At 40.0% G+C, this 13,776-nt stretch carries 14 protein-coding genes; 13 read left to right on the forward strand and 1 reads right to left on the reverse strand.

Going from position 1 to position 13,776, the window contains the following annotated elements; translation table 11 throughout:
* The 13 genes from JT739_RS10900 to JT739_RS10960 all read left to right on the forward strand — a co-directional run.
* Nucleotides 1–231: hypothetical protein (locus tag JT739_RS10900; protein WP_237661152.1), on the forward strand; the 231-nt coding region annotated here is incomplete at its 5' end.
* Between the two features lie 84 nt (nucleotides 232–315).
* A complete protein-coding gene (locus JT739_RS10905) occupies nucleotides 316–804 on the forward strand; it encodes a tripartite tricarboxylate transporter TctB family protein (protein WP_237661153.1) in 489 nt (162 codons plus the stop codon).
* A 169-nt stretch (nucleotides 805–973) separates the two neighbouring features.
* On the forward strand, nucleotides 974–2,479 hold the full coding sequence (locus tag JT739_RS10910; protein ID WP_237661154.1) for a tripartite tricarboxylate transporter permease: 1,506 nt from the start codon (nucleotides 974–976) through the stop codon (nucleotides 2,477–2,479).
* 73 nt (nucleotides 2,480–2,552) lie between these two features.
* Nucleotides 2,553–3,890: an enolase C-terminal domain-like protein gene (locus JT739_RS10915; RefSeq protein WP_237661155.1), complete on the forward strand. Its 1,338-nt coding sequence runs from the start codon at nucleotides 2,553–2,555 to the stop codon at nucleotides 3,888–3,890.
* A gap of 52 nt (nucleotides 3,891–3,942) precedes the next feature.
* Nucleotides 3,943–4,959, forward strand: a complete 1,017-nt coding sequence (locus JT739_RS10920) for a tripartite tricarboxylate transporter substrate binding protein (protein ID WP_237661156.1) — start codon at nucleotides 3,943–3,945, stop codon at nucleotides 4,957–4,959.
* A 377-nt stretch (nucleotides 4,960–5,336) separates the two neighbouring features.
* A complete protein-coding gene (hpt, locus tag JT739_RS10925; RefSeq protein WP_237661157.1) occupies nucleotides 5,337–5,888 on the forward strand; it encodes a hypoxanthine phosphoribosyltransferase in 552 nt (183 codons plus the stop codon).
* Nucleotides 5,889–5,993: 105 nt separating this feature from the next.
* Nucleotides 5,994–7,790, forward strand: a complete 1,797-nt coding sequence (gene ftsH, locus JT739_RS10930) for an ATP-dependent zinc metalloprotease FtsH (RefSeq protein WP_237661158.1) — start codon at nucleotides 5,994–5,996, stop codon at nucleotides 7,788–7,790.
* Between the two features lie 450 nt (nucleotides 7,791–8,240).
* Nucleotides 8,241–8,690, forward strand: coding sequence for a DMT family transporter (locus tag JT739_RS10935; RefSeq protein WP_255688723.1), 450 nt, complete (start codon nucleotides 8,241–8,243; stop codon nucleotides 8,688–8,690).
* Between the two features lie 90 nt (nucleotides 8,691–8,780).
* Nucleotides 8,781–9,095: a helix-turn-helix transcriptional regulator gene (locus JT739_RS10940; protein WP_237661160.1), complete on the forward strand. Its 315-nt coding sequence runs from the start codon at nucleotides 8,781–8,783 to the stop codon at nucleotides 9,093–9,095.
* Between the two features lie 98 nt (nucleotides 9,096–9,193).
* On the forward strand, nucleotides 9,194–9,712 hold the full coding sequence (locus JT739_RS10945; RefSeq protein WP_237661161.1) for an ECF transporter S component: 519 nt from the start codon (nucleotides 9,194–9,196) through the stop codon (nucleotides 9,710–9,712).
* A 4-nt stretch (nucleotides 9,713–9,716) separates the two neighbouring features.
* Entirely contained in the window at nucleotides 9,717–10,487 is a 771-nt protein-coding gene (locus JT739_RS10950) for a type III pantothenate kinase (protein ID WP_237661162.1), read from the forward strand.
* Nucleotides 10,488–10,545: 58 nt separating this feature from the next.
* On the forward strand, nucleotides 10,546–11,514 hold the full coding sequence (gene dusB, locus JT739_RS10955; RefSeq protein WP_237661163.1) for a tRNA dihydrouridine synthase DusB: 969 nt from the start codon (nucleotides 10,546–10,548) through the stop codon (nucleotides 11,512–11,514).
* Between the two features lie 14 nt (nucleotides 11,515–11,528).
* Nucleotides 11,529–12,488, forward strand: a complete 960-nt coding sequence (locus tag JT739_RS10960) for a hypothetical protein (RefSeq protein ID WP_237661164.1) — start codon at nucleotides 11,529–11,531, stop codon at nucleotides 12,486–12,488.
* Nucleotides 12,489–12,515: 27 nt separating this feature from the next.
* Here JT739_RS10960 and JT739_RS10965 read toward each other — a convergent pair whose 3' ends face one another.
* Nucleotides 12,516–13,658 carry a Gfo/Idh/MocA family protein gene (locus tag JT739_RS10965; protein WP_237661165.1) on the reverse strand — a complete coding sequence of 381 codons (1,143 nt, stop codon included), beginning with the start codon at nucleotides 13,656–13,658 and terminating at the stop codon, nucleotides 12,516–12,518.
* Nucleotides 13,659–13,776 lie beyond the last annotated feature (118 nt).

Consider the following 13,776-nt stretch of genomic DNA (forward strand, 5'->3'; position numbering starts at 1 on the left):
TTTTGCCAACCAACATCATATCGGGTTTCACGCTATGGTTCAACTTTTTTACTGTCGCATTTAATTTTACAATTAACCAGATTTTTTTTGGTTAAAATAGATATTGTTTTTATTAAATATTCAATGAAAAAAACTGTAGAGTCACTTTGTAAATTGGGATTTGCCAAAGTGATTAAAAAATTATTAAATAGCTATCAAAATTTTGGGCAAAGTGCGTATACAACATTTTAAAATTCTACTTTATAATAAAAATATAATAAATTAAGTACTCAATCTACTTGAAGTAGTAATTGATTTGTGTAAAGGAGGGGAAAAATGAGTACAGAGAAAACCAAGCTTTCTAAAAATAACAAGGATGTAATTTTGGGCATTGCGACTTTAGTGTTTGCGGCCATTTACTTCTTTTTAACGCTGTCACTGCCAAGGACGGAAGGCGTAGTAGACTCTAGATTTGTACCTTTTCTACTGTGTACTTGTTTAACAATTATAGGGTTCTTTCAAATTTGGCTCGGAATACAAAAATCTGTTTCCACAAAAAAAAGTGAAAAAATCGATAAAAGCACCTTATTGAAGACCGTTGCCGTAACAATAATGTACATTTTACTATATGAACCTATAGGATTTATTATTATGACATTTATATATCTCCTGTTGCAAATGAGCATTTTAACACCAACTTATGCGAGGAAAAATTATGTTTTATATACCGTCATAGCAGCCTGCACATCGTTGGGAGTATATTGCTTATTCTATTATGCCTTTAACATCTTTTTACCAAAAGGCATATTGTATGGCATTATATAAGCATTAAAAGACGACGTTGCAATATTTCAAGTACGAATTTTGAATTAACGACGCCAATTGTCTTAGCAGTTCAATTAAATAAATCCTAAAACTGAATTAAGTTCTTTTGCACATCAGCGTGCTGATTATCAGAAGTTGGGTTTAAAATATTACAAAGGAGGTTGTGGCTTTGGTAGAGTATTTTGCGCAGGGATTGCAGAACGTTTTATCTATCAATACGATTCTTCTAATGTTTTTAGGAACGGTAGTTGGCATTATTTTCGGTTCAGTTCCTGGCCTATCAACTGTTATGGCACTTGTTTTGTTTTTGCCTTTTACCTATACTATGGAGCCAATCGTTGGTATACCATTTTTAATAGCTATTTATATTGGAGCAGTTTCTGGTGGATTAATAACAGCAATTTTGATAAATATACCCGGGACCCCAAATGCTGTGGCGACATGCTTAGATGGTTATCCAATGACAAAAAAGGGGCAGGCGGTAAAAGCTATCGGAATGGGTGTTATTTTTAGCTTTATAGGAACCATTCTTAGCACACTTGCGTTGATCTTTATTTCACCACCCTTAGCAAATATTGCAATAAAATTTGGTCCTCACGAATTGTTTGCTATTGCCATTTTTTCTATAGTGCTAATTTCATCAATAGCAGGCGATTCGCTTATAAAATCTCTGCTTGGTGCATTGCTGGGAATGGCATTTGCTACTATCGGACTTGCGCCGGTTGATGGGGTAAAGCGCTACACCTTTGGTTCAACGCAGCTCCTTAATGGATTTGACACTTTAGTTGTGCTAATCGGTTTGTTTGCAATAACGGAGATATTAAAAACAGCAGAAACCATTAAATTGGAAGAAAAACCAGAGATAGTAAAAATAGATTTAAAAAATGTCAAGGGTTTTGGATTTACACTAAAAGAGTTCTGGGATCAAAAATGGAATTGTCTTATAGCAGCTGTCGTTGGTATTGTTATGGGGATTATCCCGGGAATAGGCGGTTCATCCTCTAATCTCATTGCTTATAGTGTCGTAAAGCAGCGTTCTAAATATCCAGAGAAGTTTGGTACAGGCATTCCTGATGGAATTGTTGCATCTGAAACGGCAAATAATGCTTCCTGCGGTGGAGCCATGATTCCGCTTTTATCACTTGGAATTCCTGGAGATGGATCTACAGCTGTATTGTTAGGTGCTTTTATGGTTCACGGACTTGCGCCAGGACCACTGCTTTTTAGAAATCAACCTGAATTGGTCTACACAATATTCGTGGCGTTTATGGCAGCTTCTGTGCTAATGGTTATATGTGAATTTTACGGTCTCAGATTCTTTATACAAGCTCTTCGCGTGCCAGTGCATATTTTATTGCCAGTTGTTTTTGTATTTACAACTGTAGGAGCTTTTGCATTATCAAACAATGCTTTTAATGTTGTGGCAATTTTGGTGTTCGGTTTTATCGGATATGTCTTTGTAAAATTTGGTATTCCGCAGGCACCTTTTATCATCGGCTTTATTCTTGGTGGAATGGCCGAGACAAATTTTAGACGTGCTCTGATGTTTTCAAGAAACAATTTCTTTGATTTCTTTACAAAACCGATTGCCGCTGTATTTATAATACTAACTGTCGCTGTTTTAGTTTATTCTCTAATAAAGGATATAAAAAAGGTAAAAGCAGCTGTCCAATAGATGAGCTTAAAGTTGACAATCACTTAGTTTAACTTTTGATTTATGCAAACTAAAGGGGGTTAACGAGATTTCAATGAGCGGATCACCGATTGTAAAAAAGATGGATGTCATACCCGTTGCGGGTTATGATAGTATGCTAATGACACTAAGTGGTGCACATGCTCCGTATTTTACCAGAAACCTTGTAATTTTAGAGGACAATGCCGGCAATATAGGTGTAGGAGAAGTGCACGGGGGAGAATCAATAACAGACGCACTAAACGAATATAAAGAATTAGTTATAGGCCGAGAGATTGCAAATCACAGAAAAATTATTAACGATATTCAATCTACGAGAGGAAAATCAAATTCCGAGGGTATACAAAGGCTAGATATTTCGAAGTTAAAAGATGTGGTTAGATGTGAAACAGCTATTGAGGCTGCCCTACTAGATTTGCTGGGGAAATTTTTAAATCTTCCGGTTTGCGCATTGCTGGGAGATGGCAAGCAGCGCGATGAAGTAGAGGTATTAGGTTATCTTTTCTACATTGGCGATAAAGACAAGGTTGATTTAGGTTACATAGATGAAAGTGACAGCAAAGATCCGTGGTTTAGAATCAGGAGAAAAGTTGCACTAACGCCAGAAGCTGTTGTAGAACAGGCATATGCTGCAAAAGAACATTATGGCTTTAGAAATTTTAAACTAAAAGGAGGTGTTTTAGAAGGAGAAAAAGAAATGGAAACAGTCCGGGCTTTAAAGGAGAACTTCCCGGATGCCCGAATTAATATCGATCCAAATGGTGCCTGGTCACTGGAAGAGGCTATTAAACTTTGCAGCGAGATGAAGGACGTATTGACATATGTGGAAGATCCATGTGGTCCAGAGGCAGGATTCTCAGGTAGAGAAATTCTTTCGGAATTTAAAGTGGCTACAGGCCTTCCAGTAGCAACTAATATGATTGCCACCGATTGGCGCCAATTTCATCATTCGGTTGTATTAAAGGCAGTGGATATAGTGTTGGCGGATCCCCATTTTTGGGGCATGTCTGGTTCCGTGAGGGCAAGTCAAGTCTTAAATGATTGGGGAATGACTTGGGGATGCCATTCCAACAATCACTTTGATATTTCGCTTGCTATCTTTGCACAAACTGCAGCAGCGGCAAAGGGAAATATTACTGCTATAGATACCCATTGGATATGGCAGGATGGGCAGAATCTGTGCAGTGAAGGTTTTGAAATTAAAAACGGCAAAATTATAGTTGATGATAGGCCTGGATTAGGTGTTACCATTGATATGGATAAAGTCATGGAAGCTAATGCCCTCTACAACAAGATAGATCGTTGTTATCACGATCGAGATGATGCGATGGCGATGCAATACATAATTAAGGGTTGGAAGTTTGATAATAAGAAACCGTGTTTAGTAAGGTAATAGGCTTAAAATAATTTTTAATAAATAAAAAAATTAATTGGAGGCTGAAAAAATGAAGAAAACATGGGCATTTATAATTATTGGGGTATTGATTATGACCCTTTTAGTTGGATGTGGTGCCAAAGAAGAAGCAGCGAACAATGCTGCAAATAACACTGGAAATAGCGAAGAAATCAATTGGCCTGACAAAGCTTTTGAAGTCGTCTTACATGCAGCAGCAGGCGGAGATACAGATTTCAATGCGAGGACATTTGCACAGTATTTTGAAGAAATAACCGGGCAGCCGATGGTCGTCACAAATATGGATGGAGCTGGCGGAACTATCGCTACACAAACCGTTTTGAACTCACCGGCAGACGGAACCAAAGCATTATTTACCCATATTGGTCCATTGATTGTAAATGAGGTATCTGGATTAATAGATTACAATTTTGAGGCCTTTGATATTGCTACTATTCCTGCGGTAGATACCAGCACTATCCTTGTGGCAAGCAAGAGTTCCGGTATAAAATCCTATGAAGATTTAGTAGAAAAGGCAAAAGCTGAACCTGAAAAAATTATATATGGAACAGAATTGGGTGGTTTTTCACATTTACAAGGATTATTATTGCAAGAACGAGCAGGAATTAAGCTACAAATAGTTGATGCTGGATCAGCATCTGAAAAAGTAGCACACCTACTTGGAGATCGAATTGATCTGGCGGCCATTTCATATGGTACTGTGAAAGATCATATTAATACAGGTGATATGGTAGCAATTGCACAATTTGGTGCGGAGAGAAATCCATTGCTGGGAGACATTCCCACATTTAAGGAAAAAGGTGTTGATTTGGTTATAGACAAACCATATGTTATTGCTTTCCCCAAAGGCACAGACCCAGCCATTATCAAGAGAATGAGCGATATCGCTGTAGAAGTATCCCAGATTCCGGAATACGGTGAAAAACTAGAAAAAGGTTTTTATCAAACGGTTCAGGTGTATGAAACTGAGGAAGCTATAGAATATCTCAGATCAATAAGAGAAGATTTTATGAAATATAAGACTGTATTGCGCGTAGGCTCTATATAGTCAACTAAAAGTAACTTTTAATAAAATATATAAAAGCACATATATAAAACTCACTGGCTTACAATTAGTAAGCTAGTGGGTTTTATTAATATATAATAATTCCTTTTCTATTTAGTAAGGTATGCAAACACCTTAAATGAAGCTGACAGTGCAAAGGTTGTAACAAGCAGGGCAATGGCGTAAGATAAACTAGCTTTATCAACAACGTTTGTAAAATCCAACAGATGTACTATTTTATTGGTATATCTGCTTTTTTATTTCCGTCTTTCCCGCAGTACGCCCTTGATTGACTATCACCAATGTGATAAAATTGTTTTAATTTAAAAATAATGTCGATTTCTAATAGAATATAAATAGAAAGGAACAGGAGGAAAAGTATGTTAATCAACGATGTTGAAAAAGTACTAATTTCTGAAGAACAAATCAAACAAAAAATTAAGCTGCTAGGGGAAAGAATAACCAATGATTACAAAGACAGTGACGATTTGTTACTTGTGGGCGTGTTAAAAGGTGCCGTGGTGTTCATGGCAGACCTTATTCGACATATTGATTTACCGCTAAATATAGATTTTATGGCTGTATCAAGCTATGGCTCATCTACAGAGTCATCGGGCGTTGTCAGGATTTTAAAGGACTTAGATGAGACAGTTGAGGGAAAAGACCTGCTAGTGGTTGAAGATATAATCGATTCAGGGCTTACTTTAAGCTACATGTGCGATATATTAAAATCACGAAAACCCAAGCGCCTTAAGATATGTGCACTTCTTGATAAACCCAGCCGACGTAAGATTGATTTAAAAGTAGATTACCTTGGCTTTGAGATTCCCGATTATTTTGTTGTGGGATATGGGCTGGATTACGCAGGGAAATACAGAAACTTGCCGGACATTTGTGTTCTAAAACCCGAAATATATCAAAATCATCAGTAAAGTGAATTGAGAAAGGGTTGTACAATAGACCGGGTATAATTGTAAAAAGATTTATGTTGTGGTAAAATATCGTGAGAGCATCTAATCCTGGAAGGGGGAGAATTTTTGAACAATTTTTTCCGGAGCATTAGCTTTTATCTATTGATAATCATTCTTGTTCTATCATTGGTTCAATGGTATTCCAGCCAGGAAGCAGCTCAAGTTAGGATAGGATATTCGGAATTGATTCAGCTCATAGATAAAGATCAGGTCTCCAAAATCAAAATAGTGGAAAATAACATAAGCGGCACCTTAAAAGATGGTCGAAATTTTGTAAGCTATGTGCCGGATCTTACTACTTTTATGGAAAAGATAGATCAACCTGCCAGCAAAGGGGAACTTCAAGTTGATTCTGAGCCCAAACCTACTACTCCATGGTGGACTCAGATCCTCTCACCTCTTTTGCTGATGGTGTTTATTATAGGTGCCTGGTATTTTTTTATGCAGCAAGGCCAAGGCGGCGGACGTGTAATGTCCTTTGGTAAAAGCAGAGCTAAGCTTCATACTGACGACAAGCGGCGGGTAACTTTTAAAGATGTAGCAGGTGTTGATGAAGCCAAAGAGGAACTTGAAGAGATAGTGGAGTTTTTAAAACACCCTAAGAAATTTATAGAAATTGGAGCACGTATTCCAAAAGGCGTGCTACTTATTGGCCCTCCAGGTACCGGTAAAACCCTGCTGGCAAGAGCCGTAGCAGGGGAAGCTGGTGTTCCGTTTTTTAGCATAAGCGGCTCCGATTTTGTAGAAATGTTTGTAGGTGTAGGCGCTGCAAGAGTAAGGGACTTATTTGAACAAGCTAAGAAAAATGCTCCGTGTATTGTGTTCATTGATGAAATTGATGCAGTTGGCCGTCAGCGCGGTGCCGGCCTTGGCGGTGGCCATGATGAAAGAGAACAAACTCTAAACCAGCTCTTGGTGGAGATGGACGGCTTTGGAATAAACGAAGGTATCATCATCTTAGCAGCAACAAACAGACCTGACATCTTGGACCCAGCACTGCTAAGACCAGGTCGTTTTGACAGACAAGTAGTTGTAGATAGGCCTGATGTAAAGGGAAGAGAGGAGATACTTAAAGTTCACGCCAGAAGTAAACCTCTAGCGGAAGATGTTGAACTTTCCGTGCTTGCACGCAGAACACCAGGATTTACAGGTGCTGACTTGGAAAATCTTATGAACGAAGCTGCACTTTTATCTGCTCGCCGGAACAAGAAAAAGATAGAGATGCCGGAATTGGAAGAAGCTATTACAAGAGTAATTGCGGGCCCCGAAAAAAAGAGCAGGGTTATGACCGAGAAGGAACGCCGTTTAGTGGCATATCACGAAGCCGGGCACGCTGTGGTGGCTCACTTGTTGCCTACAGTGGATCCTGTCCATGAGGTGTCTATTATACCTCGGGGCAGAGCCGGTGGATATACCATGATTTTACCAAAGGAAGACAGATTCTTCATGGGCAAAAGTGAGTTAATGGACCAGGTAACACATCTTTTGGGCGGCAGGGTATCAGAAGAGCTGGTGCTGAATGAAGTGAGCACCGGTGCCCAAAACGATTTAGAGAGGGCAACCCAAATAGCCCGAAAAATGGTTATGGAATATGGCATGAGCGAAAATATTGGTCCAATGACTCTTGGCCACAAAGATGAAGAAGTTTTCCTGGGCAGAGATCTGGCTAGAGGCAGAAATTACAGCGAAGAAGTTGCGGCTTCAATTGATAAAGAAGTAAAGAGCATCATTGATAAATGCTATAATAATGCCAAGACGATTCTTTCGGAAAATATCAACAAGCTCCACAAAGTAGCCCAGGCGCTACTTGAACGGGAAAAGCTTGATAAAGACGAATTTCTTGAGGTTTTTGCAAGTGCATAACTAAAGAAAATGAGGTTGCACACGCTGCAGCCTCTTTTAATTTGCGTTATACTTCTTTGTAAATTCTAAATAAGTGAATATATGACGGCAGCCATCCCTATAATCAATTCCTGTTGTTCTAAAGCTTGTGTCTCACTCCGCAGGGGTACGCGGGCAATTCAGCATCCTGCCGAGCGCCCGCCAGCGTGCGTCCTGCACGCTGCCCCCGCTACGTTTGCCCCAAGCTTAAGAACAACGACGGTCTTGCTTAAAAGGGCTTGCATACCGTCATATATTCACCTCAGTATGCATTTACGATAACTATGATTTTGAAAAGTTGTCTTTGACCGTCGCAAAAAAGCAGTCTTGCTTTAGGGAACGGTGCTGCCATCTTCAATTAAAAGGCCTTATATCTTCGCAAAAAGTATAATTTTAAATTCCTAGAGGCAGTCTAAATTAAGGGTGATTGAGTTGTCAATAACTAAAGATATATTCTTTCTATTAGTTGCCTTTTTGGCCGGTCTTGCCATGGCAGTTCAGGGAACTATGAACTCTGCAGTGGGTAAAGCCATAGGCCTTTCAGAATCTACATTTATAGTGCACTTTATAGCTACATTGACAATGGCAGCCGTTTTAATTTTAGGTTTTGGCAACGGAGATTGGAGCAATTATGACAGCATTCCCTGGTACTATTATGCCGGAGGGCTAATTGGCGTAGGCATTACCTATGGTGTAGTGATGAGCATAGCCAAATTGGGAGCTGCTGCAGCAACTACTTCAATTATCGTGGGGCAGGTGCTCACGGCATGCCTTATAGACCACTTTGGGATATTCGGCATGGAAAAATGCCCATTAACCTGGTTAAAGCTTTTAGGTGTGGGATTTTTAGCATTAGGTGCGAAATTGTTGCTAGGAAAATAACCAAAACCCATATAATGCAGTGTATAGTGAAAAAAGTTAACAAAACATGATATAATAAAATCGGCAGATTTAAAATCAGGAGGTATAAGGTTGGCATTGTTGAAGAATGCTTTGGAATATCAAGCGGATTTTTTGCGCTGTTTAGGCGATAAAACAAGGCTCAGGATTCTAAAAGCTTTGATGGAGCGAGAAAAAACTGTAAGTCAGTTGGTCCAGGAACTACAAAGTTCTCAGGCAAATATCTCCGGTCATTTAAAGACCCTTAAGAACACCGGAATTTTAAAAAGCAGACAGCAGGGCAAGTATGTATATTACAGTTTAAATGATGAAGATATACAGGAGCTTTTAATATACTTAGAGCACAGGATATTAAGTTTAAGGCGAAAGGCCTTTGAAGGAATCTAAGTTGCGTATAATATTGATTTTAAAATAGTCTCCTGATAAAATTAAAAGGTAATAAATACGTCCGGCATCCTGAGAGGAGCTGGAACGGAGGTGGAAAAATGAAAACTGATTCAACGGCTAACCGATGGCAGGCGAGGACATTGACTGTATCGGGACTTTTGGGGGCGTTGTCTATAATATTGGGAATGACGCCTCTGGGTTTCATACCGGTTCCCACTGCAGCAGGCCATGCTACCATTATGCACATCCCTGTGATTCTCGGTGCCGTACTGGAAGGACCGAAGGTAGGAGCCCTTACGGGTCTGATTTTTGGCCTTTACAGTTTTTTAAGGGCGAGCATCCCGATGTTTGCGGACCCTATTGTTGCAATAGCACCGAGAGTTTTAATCGGCATTGTGGCATATGTTGTTTACCGCATAACCCGCAGCGAAGCATTAGCGGCAGCTTTAGGGACTTTTTCTAATACAGCAGGTGTTATGGTCCTTGCAGTTGTGCGTGGATATTTGCCGAAAGCGGCAGCATGGGCAATAGTAGTTACACACGGCATACCAGAAATCATTGTGGCTGTGGTAATTACCGTTATAGCTTCCAGGGCTTTGCGGAAGGTAAGAAGGTGATTCTTTGATACTGGCAATTGATTTAGGAAATACAAATATGGTTATTGGGGTTTTTGAAGGCTCCAGTCTCATAACATCATTTAGAATTGCCACACACCATGAGTTTACAGAGGATGAATACGGCCTAATTTTTGATAACCTGCTCAAATCCAAAGGGTTAGATTCAAAAGGCTTTGAAGGTGGAATAATTTCTTCAGTTGTTCCTCCTTTAACAACGGTTTTAGAAAAAATGTGTGAAAAATACCTTGGATTTAAGCCCATATTGGTTGGACCAGGTATTAAAAGCGGCATCAAAATAAAATACGATAATCCCAAAGAAGTTGGAGCAGACCGCATTGTAAACGCGGTCGCTGCTTATCACAAGTATGGCGGGCCTGTTATAATTGTAGACTTTGGCACTGCCACCACATTTGATGCCATAACGGCAGATTTTGACTATCTAGGAGGTGCCATTGCTCCCGGTATCCACATTTCTTCAGAAGCCCTTTTTAAAAGAGCAGCCAGGCTATACAGAGTAGAAATTGCCAAACCTGAACGAATAATCGGAAAGAATACGGCTGAAAGCATGAAATCGGGTATTTATTTCGGATATATAGGGCTTGTGGAAAATATCGTTGATAAGATGAAAGAAGAAATGGGTGGTGGCAGAATTTTTACGGTAGCCACTGGCGGTCTTGCACCCCTTATATGCAGTGGAACTAAAAAAATCGATGCCGTAGATCTGATGCTGACACTTGATGGACTAAAACTAATTTACGATAAAAATAAGAACTAGAATTTAAGGGAAAACCAAGGTTTTCCCTTAAATTTTATAGACCACGGAGGTTAAAGTATTGCATAAGTACCATAATATACCATTGTATCTGGCGCCAATGGCCGGTATAACTGATTTACCCTTTCGGAGTATATGTAAGCAGTATGGGGCCGATGTATTAATAACGGAAATGATAAGCACTCGCGGCCTTGTGTATAATGATGCAAAAACATTCAAATTGCTACAAACAACACCAGAAGAAAGTCCTATAGGAATTCAACTTTTTGGCAACAACCCGGAAGACTTTGCAGCTGCAGTAAAGAAAATCGAGGACTTACCCTTTGATTTTATAAATATAAACATGGGCTGTCCTACACCAAAAATAGTTAAAAACGGCGATGGATGCGCCCTGATGAAGGAACCTGAGCTTGCAGGTAAAATAATTAGAAACACATGTGAGGCTTCAAAAAAACCGGTTTCCATTAAGATTAGAAAAGGTTGGGATGAAAGCAGCGTAAATGCCGTAGAGTTTTCCATTATGGCAGAGATAAGTGGCGCAGCAATGATTATGATTCACGGCAGGACCAGAGAGATGTTTTACCAAGGCAAGGCCGATTGGGATATTATAAAAAAGGTAAAGGCAGCCGTCAGTATTCCGGTAATTGGAAATGGCGATGTTTTTACTCCTGAAGATGCAGCGAGTATGCTAGGTAGCACAAACTGTGACGGCATAATGATAGGCAGAGGAGCCTTGGGCAATCCGTGGATTTTTAGGGAGATTAAACACTATTTAGCAACAGGCGAAAAACTAGCCCCGCCATCATTAGATGAAAGGTACAGGACAATGTTACTTCACTTAAATAAAGCCATATATTATCATGGAGAGCGCTTAGGAATTTTAGAAATGCGCAAGCATCTGGCATGGTATATAAAAGGGTTGCCCTATTCAGCTCCTGTCAAAAATGAGCTGCAGCAGTGCAAGGATGTAAGCAGTATAGAAGAAATACTGAACAACTACTTTTCAAAGCTTGCTCAGTCAGGCTACTAAAGGAGGTTTATCCCTTGGAAGTTTATGCAATACCCATTCTAAACGGAGTGTTGCCGCGGACAGATGGCGGTGTGCTCCAAGGCGTATTTCTTGAGCCCTTTTTTGCCAATTCATTAGTAAAGGCAGGTGTAGGCAGCGATATTTTTTTATTTCCTTTATCTTCTGACGACCAAAAGCCTTATCCTGTAGGCGTATTGGCGAGGATAGAAGATTTGTGGACGGATAAAGTTCCTCAAATGGGCACAAATGCTCTGTTTGCGCGGGTAATGGGTAGAGAAAGGTATAAGGCTAAGAGCTTTGCCATTTCCAATGAAGGAATGATAGCCCTGGACGTGGAAAAAATAGATGTACATGAACTGCGTAACATGGGATATCCCGTAATCTGCGGAGCAGGATGGTATCCTACGGGAGGATACACCACCTTTGGTTCAGATCGAAGGGATATAGAGATAACCATATACGGTTTCGATTTAGAAACTGGCAAGGATGTAGCCATAGTGGGTTATATAGGCAAAGAAATCGAACCGGAGAAGGCTCATACGGTAGAACATGCCATTATACGCTCCCTTAAAAACTATGCCATGTGCACTCCGAAGACACTGAGGGAGTGTATGGCAAGGGAGACAGAGGAACTTAAGTGGTCTGTGGAAATCGGCATTGCGAAAAAGCTGCCGGAAGTATTTGGCGTAACGCGAAGCGGTTTTTGCGGCAATCCCTTGACTCAAATGGCTTCATTTTATCTAACTGAAGAATTAAAAAATCAGCTTAAAAGCGGCGAAAACTTTATAGATTCTTTGAACGCAGCCAGAAATAAGACAGTTTCAAAACTGACAAAAGAGATGGGCATAAGTTCCCGAAAGGGTGTAAGACACCTGCAGGGGTTAAAAAAAGGCATGTTTCACGATGATACGCCAGAAGAAATGAAGGTTTTGAAGAGAGTAATTCAAAAGTTTCCGGTAAACCCGTGGAGTTAATAATAAGTGCGGCTTCTTTGGCCGCACTTATCCAATTTCTCGTCCCTCCATCATAAAGGCAACTTCCAATGCATTTTTTGCATCATATAGCGTTACATCAGGCAAATATTTTTCGTTTTTTATAGCAGCGGCAAGATCCTCAATTCCCTGGCGAACACAGGCCCTATATACCTCCCAGCGGTCAACAGTTAATTGATAAGTAAATTTAATCCTGGCCGTAGCCCTATACTCTTTGCCGCGACCAATAAAGGTTTTTTCATCATTCCAGTTGTTTAATAACTTGGTTTCTAAGGCTACGTCAACGCCCGGCAAAAAAGAGCGGGCTTTTAGCAATAAATCACCCATCAAAAATTTTTCAATTTCAGGAGTTACCATGGCGTCTATTGTGAGCTTTACCGGTATCCAGCCTTCAAGTTCGGTATAAGCCTTTTCAAAAATCAGAAAAAAACGCGTATTTTCAAAGGCCTCCGGCTTTGTAAAGCCATGATAGTAACTAATAACAGCGCCATTTTCGTGATAAGCTGTCCCAAGCACTCTGTCCACAAAACCTAAAGTTTCCCTGGGTATTTTTTCTCCCCAGGCTTTCTTTGGCTTGCCCATGAGCCAATTGACTATATCGAAAAAGTGGACTCCATGTTCTATCCAAATTCCGCCACTTTTTTCATAATCCCAAAACCAGTGCTCCGGCGGCAGGCTGTCATCATGGGCATAGTTTTCTAAAGCAGCCCTCTCAGGAAGGCCGAAAAAATTTAATTCGCTAATCTCCTTCAGTATGAAGTACAGAGGATTTCTGCGCATTACAAAATCAATGCTGGTTTTTAAATTCTTTGATTCGGAAAGCTCAATAAGTTCTGCCATATGTTGGGGTGTCAGGGCTCCGGGTTTTTCAAAAAAGGCGTGTTTGCCGGATTTCAGGGCAAGTTTTCCCAAATCATAATGGTTAGAAGGCAAGGTGGCTATTATGACTAAATCTATGGCGGGATCGGATAATAGCTTTTCTATACTGTCATAGACCTTTTCTATACCGGTTTCTTCTTTAAATTTTTCGAGCTTATCAGGATTTATATCACAACCGGCAATTAGTCTAACCTTTTTACTTTCCTTTACGGCAGCTGAAATAATTTTTCCAAAACCGCCAAGGCCGATAATGGCAGCATTACAGTTTTTCATAAAAACCTCCGTAGATATTTTAACGTATTGTAAAGTTAAATGAAAGCCCCACAAAGGATGCGGCAAATGTATCAACTGCATACGAGGTCTTTACACTACCTGCTTAAATTACGGAAAA

Source organism: Tepidanaerobacter sp. GT38, assembly GCF_021991635.1.
In the GTDB taxonomy this organism is placed as follows: domain Bacteria; phylum Bacillota; class Thermosediminibacteria; order Thermosediminibacterales; family Tepidanaerobacteraceae; genus DTU063.

Coding starts and splice junctions, on each gene's coding strand:
- JT739_RS10920 (WP_237661156.1), top strand. CDS start 3,943: ATGAAGAAAACATGGGCATTTATAATTATTGGGGTATTGATTATGACC.
- hpt (WP_237661157.1), top strand. CDS start 5,337: ATGTTAATCAACGATGTTGAAAAAGTACTAATTTCTGAAGAACAAATC.
- JT739_RS10905 (WP_237661153.1), top strand. CDS start 316: ATGAGTACAGAGAAAACCAAGCTTTCTAAAAATAACAAGGATGTAATT.
- JT739_RS10945 (WP_237661161.1), top strand. CDS start 9,194: ATGAAAACTGATTCAACGGCTAACCGATGGCAGGCGAGGACATTGACT.
- JT739_RS10915 (WP_237661155.1), top strand. CDS start 2,553: ATGAGCGGATCACCGATTGTAAAAAAGATGGATGTCATACCCGTTGCG.
- JT739_RS10965 (WP_237661165.1), bottom strand. CDS start 13,658: ATGAAAAACTGTAATGCTGCCATTATCGGCCTTGGCGGTTTTGGAAAA.